Annotated in this window: 13 protein-coding genes; 5 read left to right on the top strand and 8 right to left on the bottom strand. The window is 61.4% G+C overall.

All coding sequences use genetic code 11. The annotated features are described in order from the left end of the window. Nucleotides 1-215 precede the first annotated feature (215 nt). From INT29_RS02050 to INT29_RS02040, 3 genes are read left to right on the top strand one after another with little or no spacing between them, the layout of a single operon-like run. A complete protein-coding gene (locus tag INT29_RS02050; protein ID WP_096160701.1) occupies nt 216-419 on the top strand; it encodes a hypothetical protein in 204 nt (67 codons plus the stop codon). Nucleotides 420-422: 3 nt separating this feature from the next. Continuing rightward, the gene (glnA, locus tag INT29_RS02045; RefSeq protein WP_101574817.1) at nt 423-1,781 is read left to right on the top strand and encodes a type I glutamate--ammonia ligase; all 1,359 of its coding nucleotides are present in this window, start codon (nt 423-425) and stop codon (nt 1,779-1,781) included. A 4-nt stretch (nt 1,782-1,785) separates the two neighbouring features. Further along, complete coding sequence (locus INT29_RS02040; RefSeq protein ID WP_193070575.1) at nt 1,786-4,827, top strand: bifunctional [glutamine synthetase] adenylyltransferase/[glutamine synthetase]-adenylyl-L-tyrosine phosphorylase; 3,042 nt, start codon at nt 1,786-1,788, stop codon at nt 4,825-4,827. Nucleotides 4,828-4,836: 9 nt separating this feature from the next. On the opposite strand, the gene INT29_RS02035 is transcribed toward INT29_RS02040, so the two are convergent. Together INT29_RS02035 and glnA (INT29_RS02030) are read right to left on the bottom strand one after the other, a co-directional pair. Continuing rightward, the gene (locus INT29_RS02035) at nt 4,837-6,306 is read right to left on the bottom strand and encodes a mycothione reductase (protein WP_193070574.1); all 1,470 of its coding nucleotides are present in this window, start codon (nt 6,304-6,306) and stop codon (nt 4,837-4,839) included. A 157-nt stretch (nt 6,307-6,463) separates the two neighbouring features. Then, complete coding sequence (glnA, locus tag INT29_RS02030; protein WP_101574820.1) at nt 6,464-7,888, bottom strand: type I glutamate--ammonia ligase; 1,425 nt, start codon at nt 7,886-7,888, stop codon at nt 6,464-6,466. A 143-nt stretch (nt 7,889-8,031) separates the two neighbouring features. Here glnA (INT29_RS02030) and INT29_RS20515 point away from each other — a divergent pair, with 143 nt between their 5' ends. Further along, entirely contained in the window at nt 8,032-8,472 is a 441-nt protein-coding gene (locus INT29_RS20515; RefSeq protein ID WP_101574821.1) for an RDD family protein, read from the top strand. 136 nt (nt 8,473-8,608) lie between these two features. Here INT29_RS20515 and INT29_RS02020 read toward each other — a convergent pair whose 3' ends face one another. Genes INT29_RS02020 through lipB form a run of 3 tightly spaced genes read right to left on the bottom strand, consistent with a single transcriptional unit; the run spans nt 8,609 to nt 11,097 of the window. Then, on the bottom strand, nt 8,609-9,340 hold the full coding sequence (locus INT29_RS02020) for a DUF4191 domain-containing protein (protein WP_101574822.1): 732 nt from the start codon (nt 9,338-9,340) through the stop codon (nt 8,609-8,611). 55 nt (nt 9,341-9,395) lie between these two features. Next, nucleotides 9,396-10,448 (bottom strand): lipoyl synthase, encoded by a 1,053-nt coding sequence (gene lipA / locus INT29_RS02015; protein WP_101574823.1) that lies wholly within the window; start codon nt 10,446-10,448, stop codon nt 9,396-9,398. Between the two features lie 10 nt (nt 10,449-10,458). Then, nucleotides 10,459-11,097: a lipoyl(octanoyl) transferase LipB gene (lipB, locus tag INT29_RS02010; protein WP_193070573.1), complete on the bottom strand. Its 639-nt coding sequence runs from the start codon at nt 11,095-11,097 to the stop codon at nt 10,459-10,461. Nucleotides 11,098-11,275: 178 nt separating this feature from the next. On the opposite strand from lipB, the gene INT29_RS02005 reads away from it, so the two are divergent. After that, nucleotides 11,276-12,742, top strand: a complete 1,467-nt coding sequence (locus tag INT29_RS02005; RefSeq protein WP_193070572.1) for a hypothetical protein — start codon at nt 11,276-11,278, stop codon at nt 12,740-12,742. A gap of 52 nt (nt 12,743-12,794) precedes the next feature. Here the strand turns inward: INT29_RS02005 and sucB are convergent, their stop codons facing one another. The 3 genes from sucB to INT29_RS01990 all read right to left on the bottom strand — a co-directional run bounded on the left by sucB (nt 12,795) and on the right by INT29_RS01990 (nt 17,694). Continuing rightward, complete coding sequence (gene sucB, locus INT29_RS02000; RefSeq protein WP_193070571.1) at nt 12,795-14,642, bottom strand: 2-oxoglutarate dehydrogenase, E2 component, dihydrolipoamide succinyltransferase; 1,848 nt, start codon at nt 14,640-14,642, stop codon at nt 12,795-12,797. A gap of 20 nt (nt 14,643-14,662) precedes the next feature. Then, nucleotides 14,663-16,051 (bottom strand): dihydrolipoyl dehydrogenase, encoded by a 1,389-nt coding sequence (gene lpdA, locus INT29_RS01995; RefSeq protein WP_193070570.1) that lies wholly within the window; start codon nt 16,049-16,051, stop codon nt 14,663-14,665. A 152-nt stretch (nt 16,052-16,203) separates the two neighbouring features. Next, nucleotides 16,204-17,694, bottom strand: coding sequence for a leucyl aminopeptidase (locus INT29_RS01990; RefSeq protein ID WP_193070569.1), 1,491 nt, complete (start codon nt 17,692-17,694; stop codon nt 16,204-16,206). Between the last annotated feature and the right edge of the window lie 27 nt (nt 17,695-17,721).

The following is a 17,721-nucleotide window of genomic DNA, read 5'->3' as shown; positions in this document are numbered from 1 at the left end:
ACAGACGAAAATTGAAACGCGTCGAGTCTGGCTCAACGCCCCGGCGGCTTTGCAGGATGCTGCTCCGGGCCCGTGGCAATGCGCTCCGGGCCTGCAGGAAGAGTGCTGCCGACCTGCAGACGGGAAGTCGCGTGGCGGGGTCCCGGCAGCAGCGAGGAGAACCGGTAAGCTGAAATCTGTCAGGAATTCACCACACCCGCGATGGAGGGCTCGACATGGGACTGTTCAAAGATATCGACGACGCCGATTCGAAGTACTACTTCAATCTCAAGACCAACGAGGTCGAACGCGGCCTGGTCAGCGATGCGGACCACCGCATGGGCCCTTATGAGACAGAAGAAGTCGCTCGCGCCGCCCTCGAACGGGCTCAGGCTCGCAATGAGGAGTGGGAAGAAGACGAGAAGAAGTGGAACGGCTGAGGAATGTCGCGTCAGGAAGAATTCGTTCTTCGCACCGTTGAAGATCGTGAAGTCCGCTTCATCCGACTCTGGTTCACCGATGTCCTCGGTGGACTGAAATCGGTCGCAGTCGTTCCGGCGGAGCTTGAAGGTGCCTTCTCCGAGGGCATCGGATTCGACGGTTCAGCCGTCGAGGGACTTTCACGTGTCTATGAAGCCGATATGGTGCTCAAGCCCGATCCATCGACCTTCTCGCTTCTGCCGTGGCGTGGTGAGAAGGAACCCACCGGGAGGATGTTCTGCGACATCCATGTGCCCGGAGGAGAACCGGCTCAGGCCGATCCGCGCTATGTTCTCAAACGGACGTTGGCGAAGGCTGCGGAGAAGGGCTTCTCGTTCTATGTCCACCCGGAGATCGAGTTCTATCTGTTCAAGACGGACAACCTCGATCCCGGCACCGGCATCTTTGAGGGGACCACCCCCATTCCCGTTGATACGGCCGGCTATTTCGACCATGTCAACGGCGGCACTGCCAACGACTTCCGGCGCTCCGCCGTCACCATGCTCGAAGCCATGGGGCTGTCTGTGGAATTCTCGCACCACGAGGCCGGTCCTGGGCAGAATGAGATCGACCTTCGTTATGCCGATGCGCTGACCATGGCCGACAACATCATGACCTTCAGGTCTGTCATCAAAGAGGTCGCGATCTCCCAGGGCGTGTACGCATCGTTCATGCCCAAACCCCTCAACGATCATCCGGGCAGCGGAATGCACACCCATGTCTCACTCTTCGAAGGTGAGAACAATGCCTTCTTCGAACCCGGAGCCATGTATCAGCTGTCGAAGACGGGCAAGCAGTTCATCGCCGGAGTCCTCACCCATGCCGCTGAGATCACTGCGGTGACGAACCAGCATGTGAACTCGTACAAGCGACTGTGGACCGGTCACGAAGCTCCTTCCTACATCTCGTGGGGACATCGGAACCGTTCGGCCCTGGTCAGGGTGCCCCAGTACAACTCCGGGAAGTCCTCCTCGGCTCGCATCGAATATCGGGCGCTGGATTCGTCTGCAAACCCGTACCTGTCCTATGCGCTCCTGCTCGCTGCCGGGCTGAAGGGCATCGAAGAAGACTACGAACTGCCAGAAGAGGCAGAGGACAACGTGTGGGAGCTTTCGGACACGGAACGTCGTGCCATGGGGATTCAGGCACTGCCGACGAGCCTGTCCCACGCGCTGGAGATCATGGAGCAGTCCGATCTGGTCGCGGAGACACTGGGCGAAGAGGTCTTCGACTTCTTCCTGCGCAACAAACGCCAGGAATGGAACGACTACCGCGCGCAGGTGACTCCGTTCGAACTCAGCAAACACTTCACCTCGATGTAGTCTCATGGCCCGGATCACTTCGCGTACCTCGATCGTCTCCGAGCCAGCCGCCCGCTTCCTCGACGAGATCAATGGACTCCTCGGTCAGCCTCTGGCCACCGATTCGCGTTTCATCGATCTCCTGGAAGCGACTCCGGATCCGCATGCAGCGGCACTGGGTCTGCTTCGGGTTCTGGAGGCTGCAGCCGAGTCGGCACCGCAGTTCCTTGACGCCATCCGCTCGGACACCAGTGTGGATCTCGCCGAGGACGAGATCGACCGTCCGCTGCTGCGGCGTGTGCTCGCAGTCATGGGCACCTCCGAGGCTATGGTCGATCACCTCGTGCGGCATCCGGAGTCTCTGCCTCAGCTGGTCGAGAAGTCTCCGTTCCTCATGGTCTCCACCCCGGCAGCCTCGGCGGTATCGCTGCGCAAGGATCTGCTCGACAGTGTCGGAGCCGATCCGGATGCTCCGGCACCCGCGGCAGATCACCTCGGCGAGGAGGCGATCAAGGACCTGCGCCGCACCTATCGCAATGCACAGCTGCGGTTGGTTGCCGATGATCTCGTCTCCGAGGCGCCCGAGGAGATCGTCGATCATGTGATGGCTGTGCTCTCCGACTTGGCCGCAGCCGCCATGGATGCTGCTCTGGCGATTGCCAGGGCTGAACTCGATCCAAAGGGCACTGTTCGTATCGCTGTGATCGCCTTGGGCAAGACCGGAGCCCGTGAGCTCAACTACGTCTCCGACGTGGATGTGGTCTTCGTGCTCGATTCAGCGACGAGTGATGAACAGCGTGATCTGGCCACGGAGATCGCCCAACGGATGCGCGGCATCCTCTCCGATGCCGGTGCAGAGCCTGCCCTGTGGGAGGTCGACACGGCATTGCGCCCCGAGGGCAAGGCCGGAGCACTGGTGCGGACCATGTCAGAGTTCACCCGCTATTACGCCGACATCGCAAAGAACTGGGAATTCCAGGCTCTTCTCAAGGCGCGGCCTGTGGCCGGTGACGTCGGGGTGGGCGAGGAGTTCGTCGAGACGCTTCTGCCGCTCGTGTGGGAGGCCGCCAGCAGGCAGGGGTTCATCGACGGCATCCGGTCGATGCGTCGTCGCGTCGTGGACCTCATTCCCGCCGCCGAGGCGCCCCGACAGATCAAGCTGGGACGTGGAGGACTACGCGATGTGGAATTCTCGGCCCAGCTGCTGCAGCTGGTCCACGGTCGCAGTGACGAGGAGATCCGCACCCCGAACACGCTTGTGGCTCTGGAAGAGCTGGGTGAGCATGGGTACATCGGAAAAGAGGATGCCGCAGTCTTCTCCGCCGCCTACCGGTTCATGCGCGTGGTCGAGCATCGGGTCCAGATTCCGCGGATGCTGCGCAACGCGCTCATCCCCAACGACGATGAGAAGCTGCGCATCCTCTCCCGTTCGGTCTTCACCTCGGGCTCGCGGACCGGAGCCCGGCTGGAGGACACGCGCAAGGATTATGCCAAGCAGGTCACCCGTCTGCATGATCAGATCTTCTATCGCCCCATCCTCGACGCAGCAGTCGGTGTCCACGGTGCCGTCGTCGACGCGCACAACAAGGGCAGCAGCATGCAGGCTGCCGCGGACCGCCTCCAAGCCTTCGGCTACCGTGATCCGCAGGGCGCTTTGACCCACATCAAGGCGCTGACCTCCGGCATGTCGCGCACGGCCCTTGTCATCAAGCAGGTCCTGCCTGCACTGCTGGACTGGTTCTCCGACGGAGTCAGTCCCGATGCTGCGCTCCTTGCATTCCGCCGCCTCACCGACTCGCTGTCGTCCTCCGGCTGGTTCCTGAAGATGCTGCGTGACTCCGGTCTGGCCGCGAAGTCCGTGGCGGAGGTCCTTTCACTGTCCGGCTATGCCAGTGAACTGCTTCTGCGCCAGCCCGCGGCGGTGGCCTGGCTGGACAACTTCGACAACCTCACTTCCCGCGATCCGAAGGCCCTGGAGGCCGAAGTCGGGGGCCTCCTCAAACGACATGCGGGCGCAGCGATCACACCGATCCGCGAAACCTACAGCCGTGAGCTTCTGCGTATCGCTCTGCGCGACGTCCTGGATGTCGGGGATCGGGCGGAGATCCCCGGTGACCTCTCCGCCCTGATGGATCTGACCGTCAGGAGCGCACTGCAGGCCGTTCGTCTGGACCTCGATGGTCCCGAGACTCCATCTTACGAATTCGCGATCATCGCAATGGGGCGCTGGGGTGGAAGCGAGATCGGCTACTTCTCCGATGCTGACGTAACCTACGTCTATCGCTCTGTCAGCGAGGATCTGGATGCCGAGGAGAAGGCCAAGCTGAGCAAGCACGTGAGCAAGTTGGCACTGGGCCTCGGCAGCCGGCTCAAGGCCAGCGTCGGCGCCCAGGGCGTCGACCTCGACGCCGATCTGCGACCGGAGGGTAAGAATGGGCCTCTGGTCCGGGCACTGTCGTCCTACCGGGCCTACTATGCGAAGTGGTCCCAGCCTTGGGAAGCACAAGCACTGCTGAGGGCCCGTCCGGTCGCCGGTGACTCCGGCCTCATCGAGGACTTCACCGACCTCATCGATCCGCTGCGGTACCCAGCGGAGATGCCGACGAAGTCCCTGACCCAAGTCCGCACGCTCAAAGCACGGATGGAAGATGAACGCCTGCCTCGCAATGCGGACAAACGGCGCCACCTCAAGCTGGGTCGGGGGAGCCTTTCCGACGTCGAGTGGACGGTTCAGCTGATGCAGCTCCAACACGCCCACCGGATTCCCGGTCTGCAGACGACCTCGACGCTGTCAGCACTGAAAGTCGCAGCCGAAGTGGGGCTCATCCCCACAGACGATGCCGACGAGCTCGCGGCCGCATGGCAACTGGCCACCGATGTCCGCTCGGCAGTGATGCTGTATCGGGGGAGGACAGCGGAATCACTGCCGGAGGAGCACTTCGAGCTTGAGGCCACGGCTCGACTGCTCGGATATCCGGCGGGTGGCGGACACGAACTCGAAGACGACTACCTGCGCACCACCCGCCATGCCAGGAACATCATGGAAGAGTACTTCTACGGGTTCTGAGGACTATCCTCAGTCGTCGTTGAACTCGAGGCCCAAGAGTGCGTTCTCAACGACTTCAGGCAGCGCCGGATGAATCCAATACTGACGTTTGGCCATCTCGTCTGCGGGCTGATCGAACGCCATCGCCTGGATCAAAGGCTGTACGATCATCGAGGCCTCGTGACCGACGATGTGTGCGCCCAAGATCTTGCGCGTCGTCTTATCTGCGATGAGCTTCACGACCCCGGGGTCATCGGCCATCGCCCAGCCGTAGGCCACGTCGGAGTACTTCTGCACCTTTACACTCACGTCGTAACCAGCCTGCCGCGCTTCATCTTCCGTGATGCCGACGTAGGCGACCTGGGGTGAGGTGAACACGGCACCAGGGACGGCGTGATGATTGACCTCGCGCAGATCCGCCTCGGTGGCGCCTCCAGGGGATCCGGCTGCCACGTCGAGCGCGAGGTTGTCGCCCACGACGTCGGCCTCATGATTGGCGACGTGCTTGAGCTGATAAGGAGAGCTGATGTCGCCGAGTGCGAAGACTCCTGGGACCGGCTGGCCGTGAGCAAGCACGCGCTGTCGTGAGTCAACGCTGAGACGAGCTCCATCAAGAACATCAAATCCGGCTTCGCCCACATTCAGGCTCGCGGTGTTCGGTGTGCGCCCGGTGGCGATGAGGACCGCATCCGCGTCGATCCGAGAGGGCAGATCGACCCCGCCGAGGCGGCCGCTGGCTTTCAGAGTGACGCTGACCTGGCCGTCGTCGAAACTGTAGGAGGACACCTCGGCACCGCGGTGAACGGTGTGGGTGCGTTCGAAGAGTTCGGTGAACTCATCCGAGACGTCCTCATCGATGTTGCCGAGCAGACGAGGGCCGCGTGCGATCACGCTCACCTCGGCCCCGAATCCGGCGAAGACGTGGGCGAACTCCATGGCAATGATGCCTGAGCCGATGATGACCAGACGTTCGGGTCTCTGGGGAATGCGCATGATCGAGTTCGATGTGTAGACGGGATAGCCGTCGGTATCCACCAGCTGCGGGTCGAGGCCTTCCGCCTTGGGAATGACGGGGGAGGCCCCGGCCGCGATGACGATGCGATCAGCTGTGAGCTCCTCACCCGAGGCGGTGCTCACCGTCTTCGGTCCTGTGAAATGAACGTGTTCGGCCACGACGCTCACATTCGGTTGACGGTCGCCGCTGCGATAGTCCCGACCTCCGGCTTCGATAGCGTCGACACGGTCGAAGATCCGCTTCTGCAGCGCGGGCCAATTCACGCTGTGGAAATCAGTCGAGAGGTTATAGCGCTTCGAATCGGCGGCCTGTTCGGCGATCGTGGCTGGATAGACGAACATCTTCGTCGGTATGCAGCCCACGTTGAGGCAGGTGCCGCCGAAATGCCATTCCTCGGCTATCGCAACGTTGAGGCCGGAGAATCGGTCGTCGAGAAACATGTTCCCCGAACCTGTACCGATCAGAAGAAGATCGAAGTGCGTCATTGTCCATCCCTGTGTCAGTTGTGGTCACCGGCGAAGGCTGACCTGGTCAGATGCGTTAAGGGGCGCCACGGGTGAACCCGTGACGCCCCCACTGTATTCCTTAGGGCTGTGGCCTACGTGCTCTGTGCCGGCAGCCAGCGAACTCTACGACTCTGGATCAGAGTGCGTAGTAGAGCTCGAACTCCGTCGGGGTCGGACGCAGACGAGCCACCTCGATCTCGTTCTCGCGCTTGATCCGAATCCACGTCTCGATCAGGTCGGAGGTGAAGACGTCTCCGGCGGTGAGGAAGTCGTGGTCCTTCTCGAGTTCGATGAGGGCCTCATCGAGAGAGCCTGGGACAAGTTTGATGTCCTTGGCTTCCTCAGGTGGGAGCTCGTAGAGGTCCTTGTCGATAGGCTCCGGAGGCTCGATGCGGTTGCGGATTCCGTCGAGTCCGGCCATCAGCTGTGCGGAGAAGGCCAGGTACGGGTTGGTCGACGGGTCCGGCACGCGGAACTCAAGACGTTTGGCCTTCGGTGAGCTGCCAGTGACCGGAATACGGATCGCGGCCGAGCGGTTGCGTGCTGAGTAGACGAGATTGACGGGAGCTTCGTATCCGGGCACGAGGCGGCGGTACGAGTTGATCGTCGGGTTGGTGAACGCCAGAACGGCGCCGGCATGTTCGATGAGACCGCCGATGTACCAACGAGCCAGATCGGAGAGGCCTCCATAGCCGTTCTCGTCATAGAAGAGGGGTTCGCCGTTCTTCCACAGGGACTGGTGGCAGTGCATGCCTGAGCCGTTGTCATCGAAGAGCGGCTTGGGCATGAAGGTGGCCGACTTGCCCAGTTCGTAGGCACTGTTCTTGATGATGTACTTGAAGTCGAGGAGCTGATCGCCTGCATGCTGTAGGGTCTTGAACTTGTAGTTGATCTCCTGCTGGCCTGCAGTGCCGACCTCGTGGTGGGCGCGCTCCATCTCGAAGCCGATCTGCTCCAACGTCAGAGACATGTGGTCGCGAATGTCAGCGAACTTGTCCTGTGGTGAGACGGGGAAGTAACCGCCCTTGAAGGGAGTCTTATAACCCAGGTTTCCGCCCGGCTCGTCTTCGCCCATATTCCAGGCGGCTTCTTCGGAGTCGATCTTGTAGAAGCTGCTGCCCGGTGTGTTCTCGTAGCGGATCGAGTCGAAGAGGTAGAACTCTGCCTCAGCGCCGAAGAATACAGTGTCGGCGATTCCGGTGCTCTCGAGGTAGGCCTCGGCCTTGGCCGCAACCTGACGGGGATCGCGAGAGTAGGGCTCATCGGTGAATGGATCGACGATCGAGTGTGTGATGACCAGGGTCTTGGCCTCACGGAAGGGGTCGATATAGGCCGATGAGACATCTGCGAGCAGTTTCATGTCCGATTCGTGGATGCCCTGGAAACCCGTGATAGAGGAACCGTCGAAGAGCAGACCTTCGGTGATCTCTTCTGTGCCGTACGAGGCTGCAGGAAGGTTGAAATGCTGGACAACACCGGGGAGGTCGCAGAAACGAACATCGACGAATTTGACGTCGTTCTCCGAGATGTAGTTGACGAGTTCTTCAGCAGACGAGAACACTTAGTCTCCTAGTTAGTTTACGGTGGTCGTTCGACTTGACCATTCCCAATCTTAGTTGCAAGCGAGTGAAGCGGTGATGTCGTCCGTGTTTCGGGCATGTTTCCTGAGGATTCGTCCAGGTTCGACTTGGGTAAACTGGGTCCGTGATTAATCGCGATGACCTCGGCTCCTGGCTTGAGGGGCCCAAGATTGAGCGAGAAGAAGGCGATTGGCCAGGCAGACGGCTGGGACTGCCCGAGACTGGATCGCATTCGGCGGCACCCGCCTGGCGCAGGCTCTTGGGACTTATAGTCGACTGGTTCATGTGTTTGGCGATCGCGAACCTCATCGGGTCGTCCAATCCATTCCTGGCTCCGGGCCTCTTCGCACTTGAGCATTTCCTGCTCGTCTCGACTCTTGGATACACGGTGGGCCACAGGATCTTCGGCATCGAGGTCCGTCGCCTGGACGGTCATGTGCCCGGCTTCGTCAAGACGCTCATCCGTACTGTGCTCGTCGTTCTCGTCATTCCCGCACTGATCTTCAACCGAGACAATCGTGGTCTCCACGATCTGGCTGCCGGGACGTTCATCCTCAAGCGCTGAGGCCACGACCCGCTTGAGCGCAGTTCAGGCGGATCCGATACATAGAAGTGGGGCACCGACTCGTTTGAGTCGGTGCCCCACTTCTATGTATGACCAGCTCAACGCTGTACGCCAAGCTCAACGCGGTACTTTTCGATCAGCGTCCGCGCATCGCTTTGTGGTTCGGGCGAGCCTTGTTCGGATCGATGCCCTTCGGGATGGGGGGACGGGTGCCCTGGGTGCCGAGAGCGGCAAGGCGATTACGTACAGCCAGCACTTCGGTCTTGTTGAGCTTGCGAGGAAGCTTCTGGACTGCCGGAACAACCTGTTTCATCTTCAGCTGGCCTTCCTCATTGCCGCCCTGGAAAGTATGCACCGGGACGGTGGGCAGGATGCGCTCATGGCGCTTCTTCTCCTTGGCCAGCAGTTTCGCGCTGCGGCCCTTCGAACCTTCGCTGAGGAGCACGACTCCGGCACGACCAGTGGAGCGGAAGACGAGGTCGCGGCTCTTCGGGTCGATGGCGATGGGCTTGTCGTCCATCAGGTAGCCGCGGCGAGCGGTGTTGAGGACGGCACCGAAGGCTCCCGGCTGTCCCTCCATCTGTGCGAAGGCAGCCGTCTCAGCGAACCTGCCGAGCATGAACATGCCCAGCAGAAGACCCACCATGAAGCCGAGGATCGTGGTGAAGACCGCTCCGCCGAACAGAAGCCCGGCCAACAGGCCCAGCAACGTGCAGCCGAGAATGGCGGCAGCCAACAGCCACGGTGTGGCCTTATTGTGCTTGGCCGACAGTTCGTAGACCTGCTTCATCTGCGCCAGGCGGCCCGGCTTCTTGTTCGGATCCTTGGGCTTCCGGCGGAAAAGTCCCTTGCGCGGTTCTTCGCTCATGCTCTCACTTGCTCTTGAATGACGTATCGACGTCGAGGCCGGGCCCCGAACGCTCTCATTGCTCAGCAGTCAAGTCTACCTCTTCGCCCGGGCCGAATGTATCCACAACGGCCTGAGCCTCCTGCTTGGCGGGGGTGTGCTTGTCAAGGTGGGAGAGATGAGTGGGTATCTGCTCGCCTCGATGGCGCATGGCCGTCGCCCACAGGCGACCGGCACGGTAGGAAGAACGGACCAGGGGACCGGACATGACGCCCGAGAAGCCGATGTCCTCCGCTGCGTCACGCAGCATCACGAAGTCGGCCGGTTTGACCCACCGAGTCACGGGGTGGTGCCGCGGTGAGGGCCTCAGGTACTGATTGATCGTGATGAGATCGCAACCTGCTTCGTGGAGATCGCGCAGTGTTGCGATGATCTCGTCGTTGGTCTCACCCATGCCCAGCATCAGATTCGACTTCGTGATGAGGCCCGCGTCGCGCGCCTGGGTGATCACGGACAGAGAACGTTCGTAGCGGAAGGCGGGACGGATGCGCTTGAAGATGCGGGGAACCGTCTCAACGTTGTGAGCCAGCACCTCCGGACGCGAGGAGAAGACCTCGGCCAGCTGATCCGGCTCTGCATTGAAGTCGGGGATGAGGAGTTCTACACCTGTACCGCTGCCATCTGAGTAGTCGAGATTGTGGATCTGACGCACGGTCTCTGCGTAGAGCCAGGCACCGCCGTCGTCGAGATCGTCGCGGGCCACACCGGTGATAGTCGAGTAGCGCAACCCCATGTCCTGCACAGAGTCGGCCACACGGCGAGGTTCATCGGCATCGAAGTCGGCAGGCTTTCCGGTGTCGATCTGGCAGAAGTCACAGCGCCTCGTGCACTGTTCGCCGCCGATGAGGAAGGTCGCTTCGCGGTCTTCCCAGCATTCGAAGATATTGGGGCAGCCGGCTTCCTCGCAGACCGTGTGCAGCTCCTGCTTACGCACCAGTGACTTCAGGGAAGTGTATTCGGGGCCGATATGGGCTTTTGCTTTGATCCAAGCAGGCTTGTCCTCGATCGGCGTTTCTGAGTTCCGTGCCTCGACACGGAGCATGCGGCGGCCTTCTGGCGCTATCGTCACGTCAATTCTCCTAGGCTGTGATGTGGTTGTGCAGGATCTCGTCAAGGCGGGCAGCGACATCTTCAGGAGTCACGCTGCGGCCGAGTTCGGCACTCATGGTCGTTGTGTCGGCGTCCGTGATCCCGCAGGCGATGATCGATTCGTAGGCGCCGAGGTCGTTGCTGCAGTTCAGGGCCAGACCGTGCATGGTCACACCTTCGTGGATGCGGATGCCGATCGCGCCGATCTTCCGGTCGCGGCGGGTGCCGTCACCGAGTATCCAGACACCTGCGCGTCCCTCGATGGTGGTGGCTGCGATGTCGTACTCGGCGAGGAGTTCGATCATCGAGTCCTCGAGCTGCGAGACGAAGAGCTTGACCTCTTTGGTGTCATTGAGCTTGTACACGAGGTAGGCCACCAGCTGCCCAGGGCCATGCCAAGTGATCTTCCCGCCACGATCGACGTCGACGACTTCGGTGCCGTCGGTGGGCCGCTCATGGTCTTCCGTGCGTTTGCCGGCAGTGTAGACCGGCGGGTGTTCGAGCAGGAGAATCGTTGATTCACGATCCTCGGCGAGCACTTCTTCGTGATATTTCTTCTGCAAGTCCCAGGTTCGCAGGTAATCCGAATAGGCGGGTGCGAAACCCAGCGTTTCTGTGACCAGAGGCATGGCACAAGACTATGTCTCTTGTCGCAGGGGTTCAATTTCATCGAAGATGAGCCTCGACACCTTCGAATAGCGTCTGCCTCTTGACTTACACTCGATCACCAAACACTATTAAATAAGAACAAGAGCTACTAAACAGCGCTTATGGCGTTATAGTATCCATCGACGGAGATGACGAACAATGACGTGGGAACTCCAAGCACCGGTCTCTGATGACATTCACCGACTCGTGAACGATCAGGGCCAGACGATCTGGGGAGTCGACCACCAGGGCTTCGATACAGATCACCCGCAAGCACTTGGAGTTGCCAACGTGGATCTGCCGTCCGGCTCCACATCTCTGCTCCTCGTCGAACCACTCGCCGGCGGACTCGTCCTCGACGCTGTCCGTTCCTACCAAGGACTGGTGGAAGGGGAATTGTGCACACTCTTCCTCGGCATCGTCGAGGAACTGCGGGGGAGCACCGATGCGCAATCAAGACTCTGCCTCGAGAGCATCGGACTCGATGCCGAAGGCCGTCCGCGTATCATTCCCGGCATCAGCCGGACGTCGCCTGCCTCGGCGCGATTCGCGATCGGAGAGATGATCTATCACGCCGCGCATGGTCGCCCTTGGGCCCAGAGTCCCTTGCCCGTGCGAATCGCCCTTCCCGGGTGTTCCCAGCCGCTGCTGACACTTGTAGAACAGCTGCTGGATGATTCGACACCACCTTCCGGTCTCCACGACATCCTCGCCGAGGTGAGCGCGACGTTGCGTCGAACCGGGACGCCAAGTGCCCTCCCGCTCCTGCCCGCCGAACGCGATCTCGACCCGGGGCAGGCCCTGACGGCTCGGCTGCGAGCCATCAAGCCATCCATCGTCGCACTTTCTCCCGAGCCAGCAGAGGCTGCTCGGCCGGCTGAGAGCACCGGCGCGGCGGCCCGCCTGCGGGCCGCCAGCCGAGAAGGTGGCGTCAGCCGGCAACGTGGCGGCAGACGCCGTCATGGACCTCGTCGAGACCGGGGGACTGCGTCGCTGCGGAATCGACTGTCCTCGTTAGCGGCAGGGGGAGGGGAGGGCCTGCGGGGCTGGTTGCCGCTACGCGGTCGGCGGCCTGGGAAACGGACGACTGGGCCCCGTGCTTGGGTTCTCCTTGCCGTGATCATGACGATCATCGGAGGTGCTGTGATGGTCAGATCGTGGAGTTCGGGGGACAGCACTGCCTCGGTGAGTTCGGCAGAAGATGCGAGTCCGAGCGTGAGGCAGACTCCTTCCACGAACACCGACGACTCCCAGGCCGATGTCGAGGAGATGTCGGAGAGCCAGATCTTGGCGTTGTTGGATGATCTCTGCCTGAAGCGTTCTGAGGCATTGAGCGCCGGCGACGATCAGGCCCTGGCCGCACTGACTGTCCCAGACTCTTCGGCCGCTGCAGCCGATGAACTACTCGACCTCGACACCTTCGTGGGAAATGACTACACGATCGAATTGAGCGATCCGGTGATCAGCGAGCAGACACGCCACCACATCGTCGTTGAGGCTCAGATGTCGACGAGCGTGAAGACAGAGGGAGACGAGTCAGGGTTCGCGCCCGCCCATGTCGAGTTCGAGCTGGTGCCCCTTGGTGGCGCCTGGAGAGTTCTGGCCGTCACTGCGATCGACCGCTGAGGGCATGAGAAAGGCCGGCCACATCAGTGACCGGCCTTTCAGCTGAAACGAATCAGAGATCGAGATCCGCTTCGAAGTTTCCTTCTTCGAGACGTGCCTTGATCGTCTGCAGGAAGCGTCCTGCATCCGCGCCGTCAACCAGCTGGTGGTTGTAGGTCAGCGGCAGGTAGACCATGTCACGGATGGCGATCGATTCCTCGCCGTCCTCGGTCTTGACGACGATCGGGCGTCGCACGATCGTGCCGGTGCCCAGAATGCCCATCTGCGGCTGGTTGATGATCGGAGTGTCGAACAGAGCACCCACCGAACCGATGTTGGTGATGGTGAACGTTCCACCCGAGAGCTCATCAGGCATGATCTTGTTGTTGCGAGTCCGATCCGCGACATCGTCGATGGCCTTCGAGATCCCGGCGATGCTCAGATCCCCAGCGTCCTTGATCACAGGTACGAGGAGACCGCGTGGGGTGTCCACAGCGATCGCCAGGTGCTCGTGGTCGAAGTACGTGATCTCCTGGGATTCCAGATCGTACTGTGCGTTGACCTTCGGGTGCTGCTTGAGCGCCTCGACGACGGCCTTGCCGAAGAACGGCAGGAAGGTCAGCTTCGAGCCGTGCTTGGACTGGAAGGCATCCTTGTTGGCCTTGCGCAGCTTCACGACACGAGTCATATCGACTTCGATGACCTGAGTCAGCTGAGCCGATACCTCGAGGGACTCGCTCATCCGCTTGGCGATCGTCTGTCGGATGCGCGAAGCCTTCTCCGTGGTGCCGCGCAGCTTCGCAGCCTCTTCGGGAATCTCGAGCTTGAACGGTGTCTTCGCACCACCGGCTGCCGGAGCATCAGATCCGGACGAGGCAGAAGAACGGTTGGCGGCTGCGGCCATGACATCCTGCTTGCGGATGCGTCCGCCCACTCCGGTTCCGGTCACTGAGCTCAGGTCGACGCCTTCGTCGCGTGCCAATCGGCGCACGAGAGGAGTCACGTATGCGGCATTTTCACCGACCGTGTCCGCAGCCGCTGGAGCGGATGCGGATGCGGAACCCTGCGAGCCCGACTGCTCCTCAGCTGGCTTCGACGCAGCCGGGGCAGGGGTCTCCTGCTTCGGTGCTTCTTCGGCAGCTACAGACTTCTTGTCCTCAGCAGGCTCTTCAGCGGGAGCTTCCTCTTCGGCAGGCTCCTCAGCTGGTGCCTCTTCTTCAGCAGGCTCCTCGGCCGGAGCTTCCTCTGCAGCAGCGGAAGACTCTGCCTCGCCCGATCCGGAACCGACGCGAGCCAGAGGCGCACCGACCTCAACGGTCTCGTCCTCTTCTGCCAGGTGTGCCTGAACGGTTCCCGCCACGGGGGAGGGCACCTCGGTGTCGACCTTGTCGGTGGACACCTCGAGGAGCGGTTCGTCGACCTCAACATCTTCGCCGACGTCCTTCAGCCAGCGAGTCACGGTACCTTCGGTCACGGACTCACCGAGGGCAGGCATTGTGATCTCTGTGCCTTCGCCTCCGGAACCGGATGAGGCTGGAGCTTCGGCTTCTGATTCGTCGGCTGAGTCCGAGGACGCTTCCTCGGTCTCTTCGGCCGCTGTGGGTTCGGATTCTTCGGTGGATTCAGAGATGTCCTCGCCGGAGGAGCCCTCTGCGTCGGCGGACTCTGCGGAGTCGGATCCGCTGCCGTCGCCGATGTAGGCCAGATCTCCGCCGACTTCGACGACGTCGTCTTCGTCAGCCAGGATCTTCTCTAGGACACCTGCGTAGGGGCTGGGGATCTCTGTGTCGACCTTGTCAGTCGACACCTCGAGCAACGGCTCGTCTACTTCGATTTCTTCGCCGACCTCTTTGAGCCAGCGGGTGACTGTTCCTTCGGTCACCGACTCACCGAGAGCCGGCATCTGCACGGAATTCGACATGTCTTTCGTCTCCTCGGATCTTAAGAGTGGAAGTGCAGGGGTTTGCCGGCAAGGGCCAGGTGGGCCTCGCCGAGTGCTTCATTCTGCGTCGGGTGAGCGTGAATGAGTTGCGCAACTTCCTCTGGGAATGCCTCCCAGTTGACGATCAGTTGGGCTTCGCCGGCCTGCTCGCTCAGTCGAGCGCCGATGCCGTGGACACCGACAACAGGTCCGTCCTTCTCACGGATGACCTTAATCAGACCACTGGTGTTCAGGATCACGGACTTACCGTTTCCGCCCAGGTTGTATTCGATGGATTCGACGCTGTCGGCCCCATACTGCTCTTCGGCCTGCTTGGACGAGAGTCCGACCGAGAAGATCTCGGGTTCGCAGTAGGTCACGCGAGGGATGCCTGATTCCAGAACAGGAACCGGGTTCAACCCTGCGATCTCCTCGGCGATGAAGATTCCCTGGCCGAAGGCGCGGTGAGCCAACTGCAGCCCGGGAACGATATCGCCGCAGGCATAGATGTTGCCGACGCCAGTGTGGAGGCGTTCGTTGGCGAGGACGAATCCACGGTCCATCGGGATGCCCTGGTCTTCGAAGCCGAAGCCTTCGGTGACCGGACCACGACCGACGGCAACGAGGAGGTACTCAGCCTCGAGGACCGAACCGTCTTCGAGAGTCACCTTGACGCCGTCAGCGGTCTCCTCGACGCCCTTGAACATGGTGCCGAGCTTGAAGCCGATCTTGCGCTTCTTGAAGGCCCGTTCGAGATTCTTCGAGATGGTCTCGTCCTCGTTGGCAACGAGGTGCTTGAGTCCTTCGACGATGGTGACCTTGGCGCCGAACGACGACCACACACTTGCGAACTCGACGCCGATGACGCCGCCGCCCAGGACGATCGCCGAACCAGGAACCTTGTCGAGCTCGAGAGCCTCGGTGCTGGTGATGACACGCTCGGTGATGTCGAGACCGATGGTCTTCGACGTCGAACCGGTGGACAGGAGGACGTTGGCGCCGGTGACAGCGTGCTTACCGTCTTCACCGTCAACCTCGACGGTGTCCTTAGCTGTCAGTTTGCCGGTGCCGAAGTACGTGTCGATTCCACGTGCCTTCACCAGCCCCTGCAGGCCCTTGTAATTGCGAGAAATGACATTGTCTTTGTAGTCGAGAACTTTCTCGATGTCGATTCCCTTGAATTCGACCTCAATGCCGAAGTTCGACGATTCCTTCGCCGTGTCGGCGACCTCTGCAGCATGCAGAAGGGCCTTCGTCGGAACACAACCGCGGTGCAAGCATGTGCCGCCAACCTTGTCGCGTTCGATCAAAGCAACCTTCATGTCGAGCTCTGCAGCGCGCAGTGCGGCAGCGTAGCCGCCGGTTCCGCCGCCCAGAACGACAAGGTCGTAGGTCAATGAGTCACTCACGGATTACTCCTCGTAGCTGTGAATAAGCCTGCCGTACGCAGCTTTCCTTCTATCTTTCCACTTTTCTCGCCAAGGGCGAAAGCACAAACTGTCTGTTTGGACACAGGTGTGGATGATCACGTCCATATCGACAGCGTGTAGAAACTGTTTTGTCAGTTCACCTGCTTTGCTGCCTCGATGAGAGTGCGGACCGCCGCGCCCGTGGCGGCGACCGGTGTGTAGCCGAAAGCGGAGCCGGTGTTGAAGCTCGGTCCCGCGATGTCGATGTGTGCCCAGTTGGCGCCCTCGCTGACGAATTCCCGGAGGAAGGCGCTGGCTGCGAGCATGCCGCCGGGCCGCGGTCCCGAGTTCTTCAGGTCCGCGGCGTTGGAGTCGAAGCCGGAGAGCATCTCTTCGGGGATGGGCATCGCCCACATCTCCTCCCCGGCATGGGTCGCGGAGCTTGTGATGAGATTGCGTGCCTCTTCGGCACCCATGACTCCCGAGGTCCGATTGCCCAGAGCAACGACCTGCGCACCTGTGAGTGTGGCCACATCGATGAGGAGATCGGGGTTCTCTGCATCGGCGTCTGCCAATGCATCGGCGAGGACCAATCGGCCCTCGGCGTCGGTGTTGGTGACCTCCACTGTCTTGCCGCTGCGCATGTGCAGAACGTCGCTGGGGCGTGTGGCCGATGATCCCGGCATGTTTTCGGCCAAGGGCAGCCAGGCGGTCGCCCGGACGGGCAGTCCTAGGTCGGCGATCGCGAACAGAGCTTGGACGACGGCAGCAGCACCGGCCATATCGGACTTCATGTCCTCCATGCTCGCTGCTGGTTTGAGGGAGATGCCGCCGGAATCGAAGGTGATGCCCTTGCCGACGAAGCTGACGTGGCGGTCGGCACCCTTGGGAGAGTATTCGACCTTGACCAAGCGTGGCCCGCGGGTCGAGCCCTGTCCGACGCCGATGATGCCTCCGTATCCACCGGCCTCCAGTTCCTTCTCGCCGAGCACGCTCACCTTGAGCTTGCGGTCCTTGCCCTGTTCTTTGACGCGCTGGGCGAAGGATTCGGGGTAGAGGTCGAGGGGTGGGGTGTTCACGAGGTCGCGGGCGCGGTTCGTCGCCGCGGCGATGATCGCACCGTTGGAGTGCGCGGCCGTGTGCTCTTTGCTCTTGGGCCCGAGGATGGTGACGGTGCCGGGAATCTTGTCTGCATCCTGGCTGCGGTAGTCGATGAAGCGGTAGGCACCGAGCCCTGCACCGATGGTGATGGCTTCGACAGCCTCGGCGGTGAGCGCCGGCAGTCCCACTGCGATCGAGTCCACACCGTCCAGGGCACGCAGCGCATTGCCTGCAGCGCGCCGGAGCACCTCGTGCGACTTCGCTGCGGCGTCGGTGCCGCGCGCTGTGGCGTCAAAGGCGCCGAGTCCGACCAGGAGGATGCTCGATGCGGAAAAGCCCTTGGGCGCTGCAACACGTGCAGTGGCTCCGGCCTTTCCGGTGAATTCGATGGCGCGAACCACGTCTTCGAGAGCGGTGCGTGCGGATTTCGCAGTATCGAGGCCGATGGCCTTGTCCTCAGCTACTCCCAACACCAGAACCGAAGCGGTGGCTTTCACAGGTGTGGTCGAAGAGTAGCTGGTGGGCGTGGATGCACTGGGCATATATTCCCTTTCATCGTCTTTGAACGT

This window comes from Brevibacterium sp. FME37, assembly GCF_014897485.1.
Lineage (GTDB): Bacteria > Actinomycetota > Actinomycetes > Actinomycetales > Brevibacteriaceae > Brevibacterium.
The sequence above is the reverse complement of the archived record's forward strand: the minus strand, read 5'-3'. Positions and strand labels throughout refer to the sequence as shown.

Bases quoted from the DNA above. Each gene is read 5' to 3' on its own strand.
- INT29_RS02050 (WP_096160701.1), top strand. From the start codon at position 216: ATGGGACTGTTCAAAGATATCGACGACGCCGATTCGAAGTACTACTTC.
- glnA (WP_101574817.1), top strand. From the start codon at position 423: ATGTCGCGTCAGGAAGAATTCGTTCTTCGCACCGTTGAAGATCGTGAA.
- INT29_RS02040 (WP_193070575.1), top strand. From the start codon at position 1,786: ATGGCCCGGATCACTTCGCGTACCTCGATCGTCTCCGAGCCAGCCGCC.
- INT29_RS02035 (WP_193070574.1), bottom strand. From the start codon at position 6,306: ATGACGCACTTCGATCTTCTTCTGATCGGTACAGGTTCGGGGAACATG.
- INT29_RS02020 (WP_101574822.1), bottom strand. From the start codon at position 9,340: ATGAGCGAAGAACCGCGCAAGGGACTTTTCCGCCGGAAGCCCAAGGAT.
- lipB (WP_193070573.1), bottom strand. From the start codon at position 11,097: ATGCCTCTGGTCACAGAAACGCTGGGTTTCGCACCCGCCTATTCGGAT.
- INT29_RS02005 (WP_193070572.1), top strand. From the start codon at position 11,276: ATGACGTGGGAACTCCAAGCACCGGTCTCTGATGACATTCACCGACTC.
- sucB (WP_193070571.1), bottom strand. From the start codon at position 14,642: ATGTCGAATTCCGTGCAGATGCCGGCTCTCGGTGAGTCGGTGACCGAA.
- INT29_RS01990 (WP_193070569.1), bottom strand. From the start codon at position 17,694: ATGCCCAGTGCATCCACGCCCACCAGCTACTCTTCGACCACACCTGTG.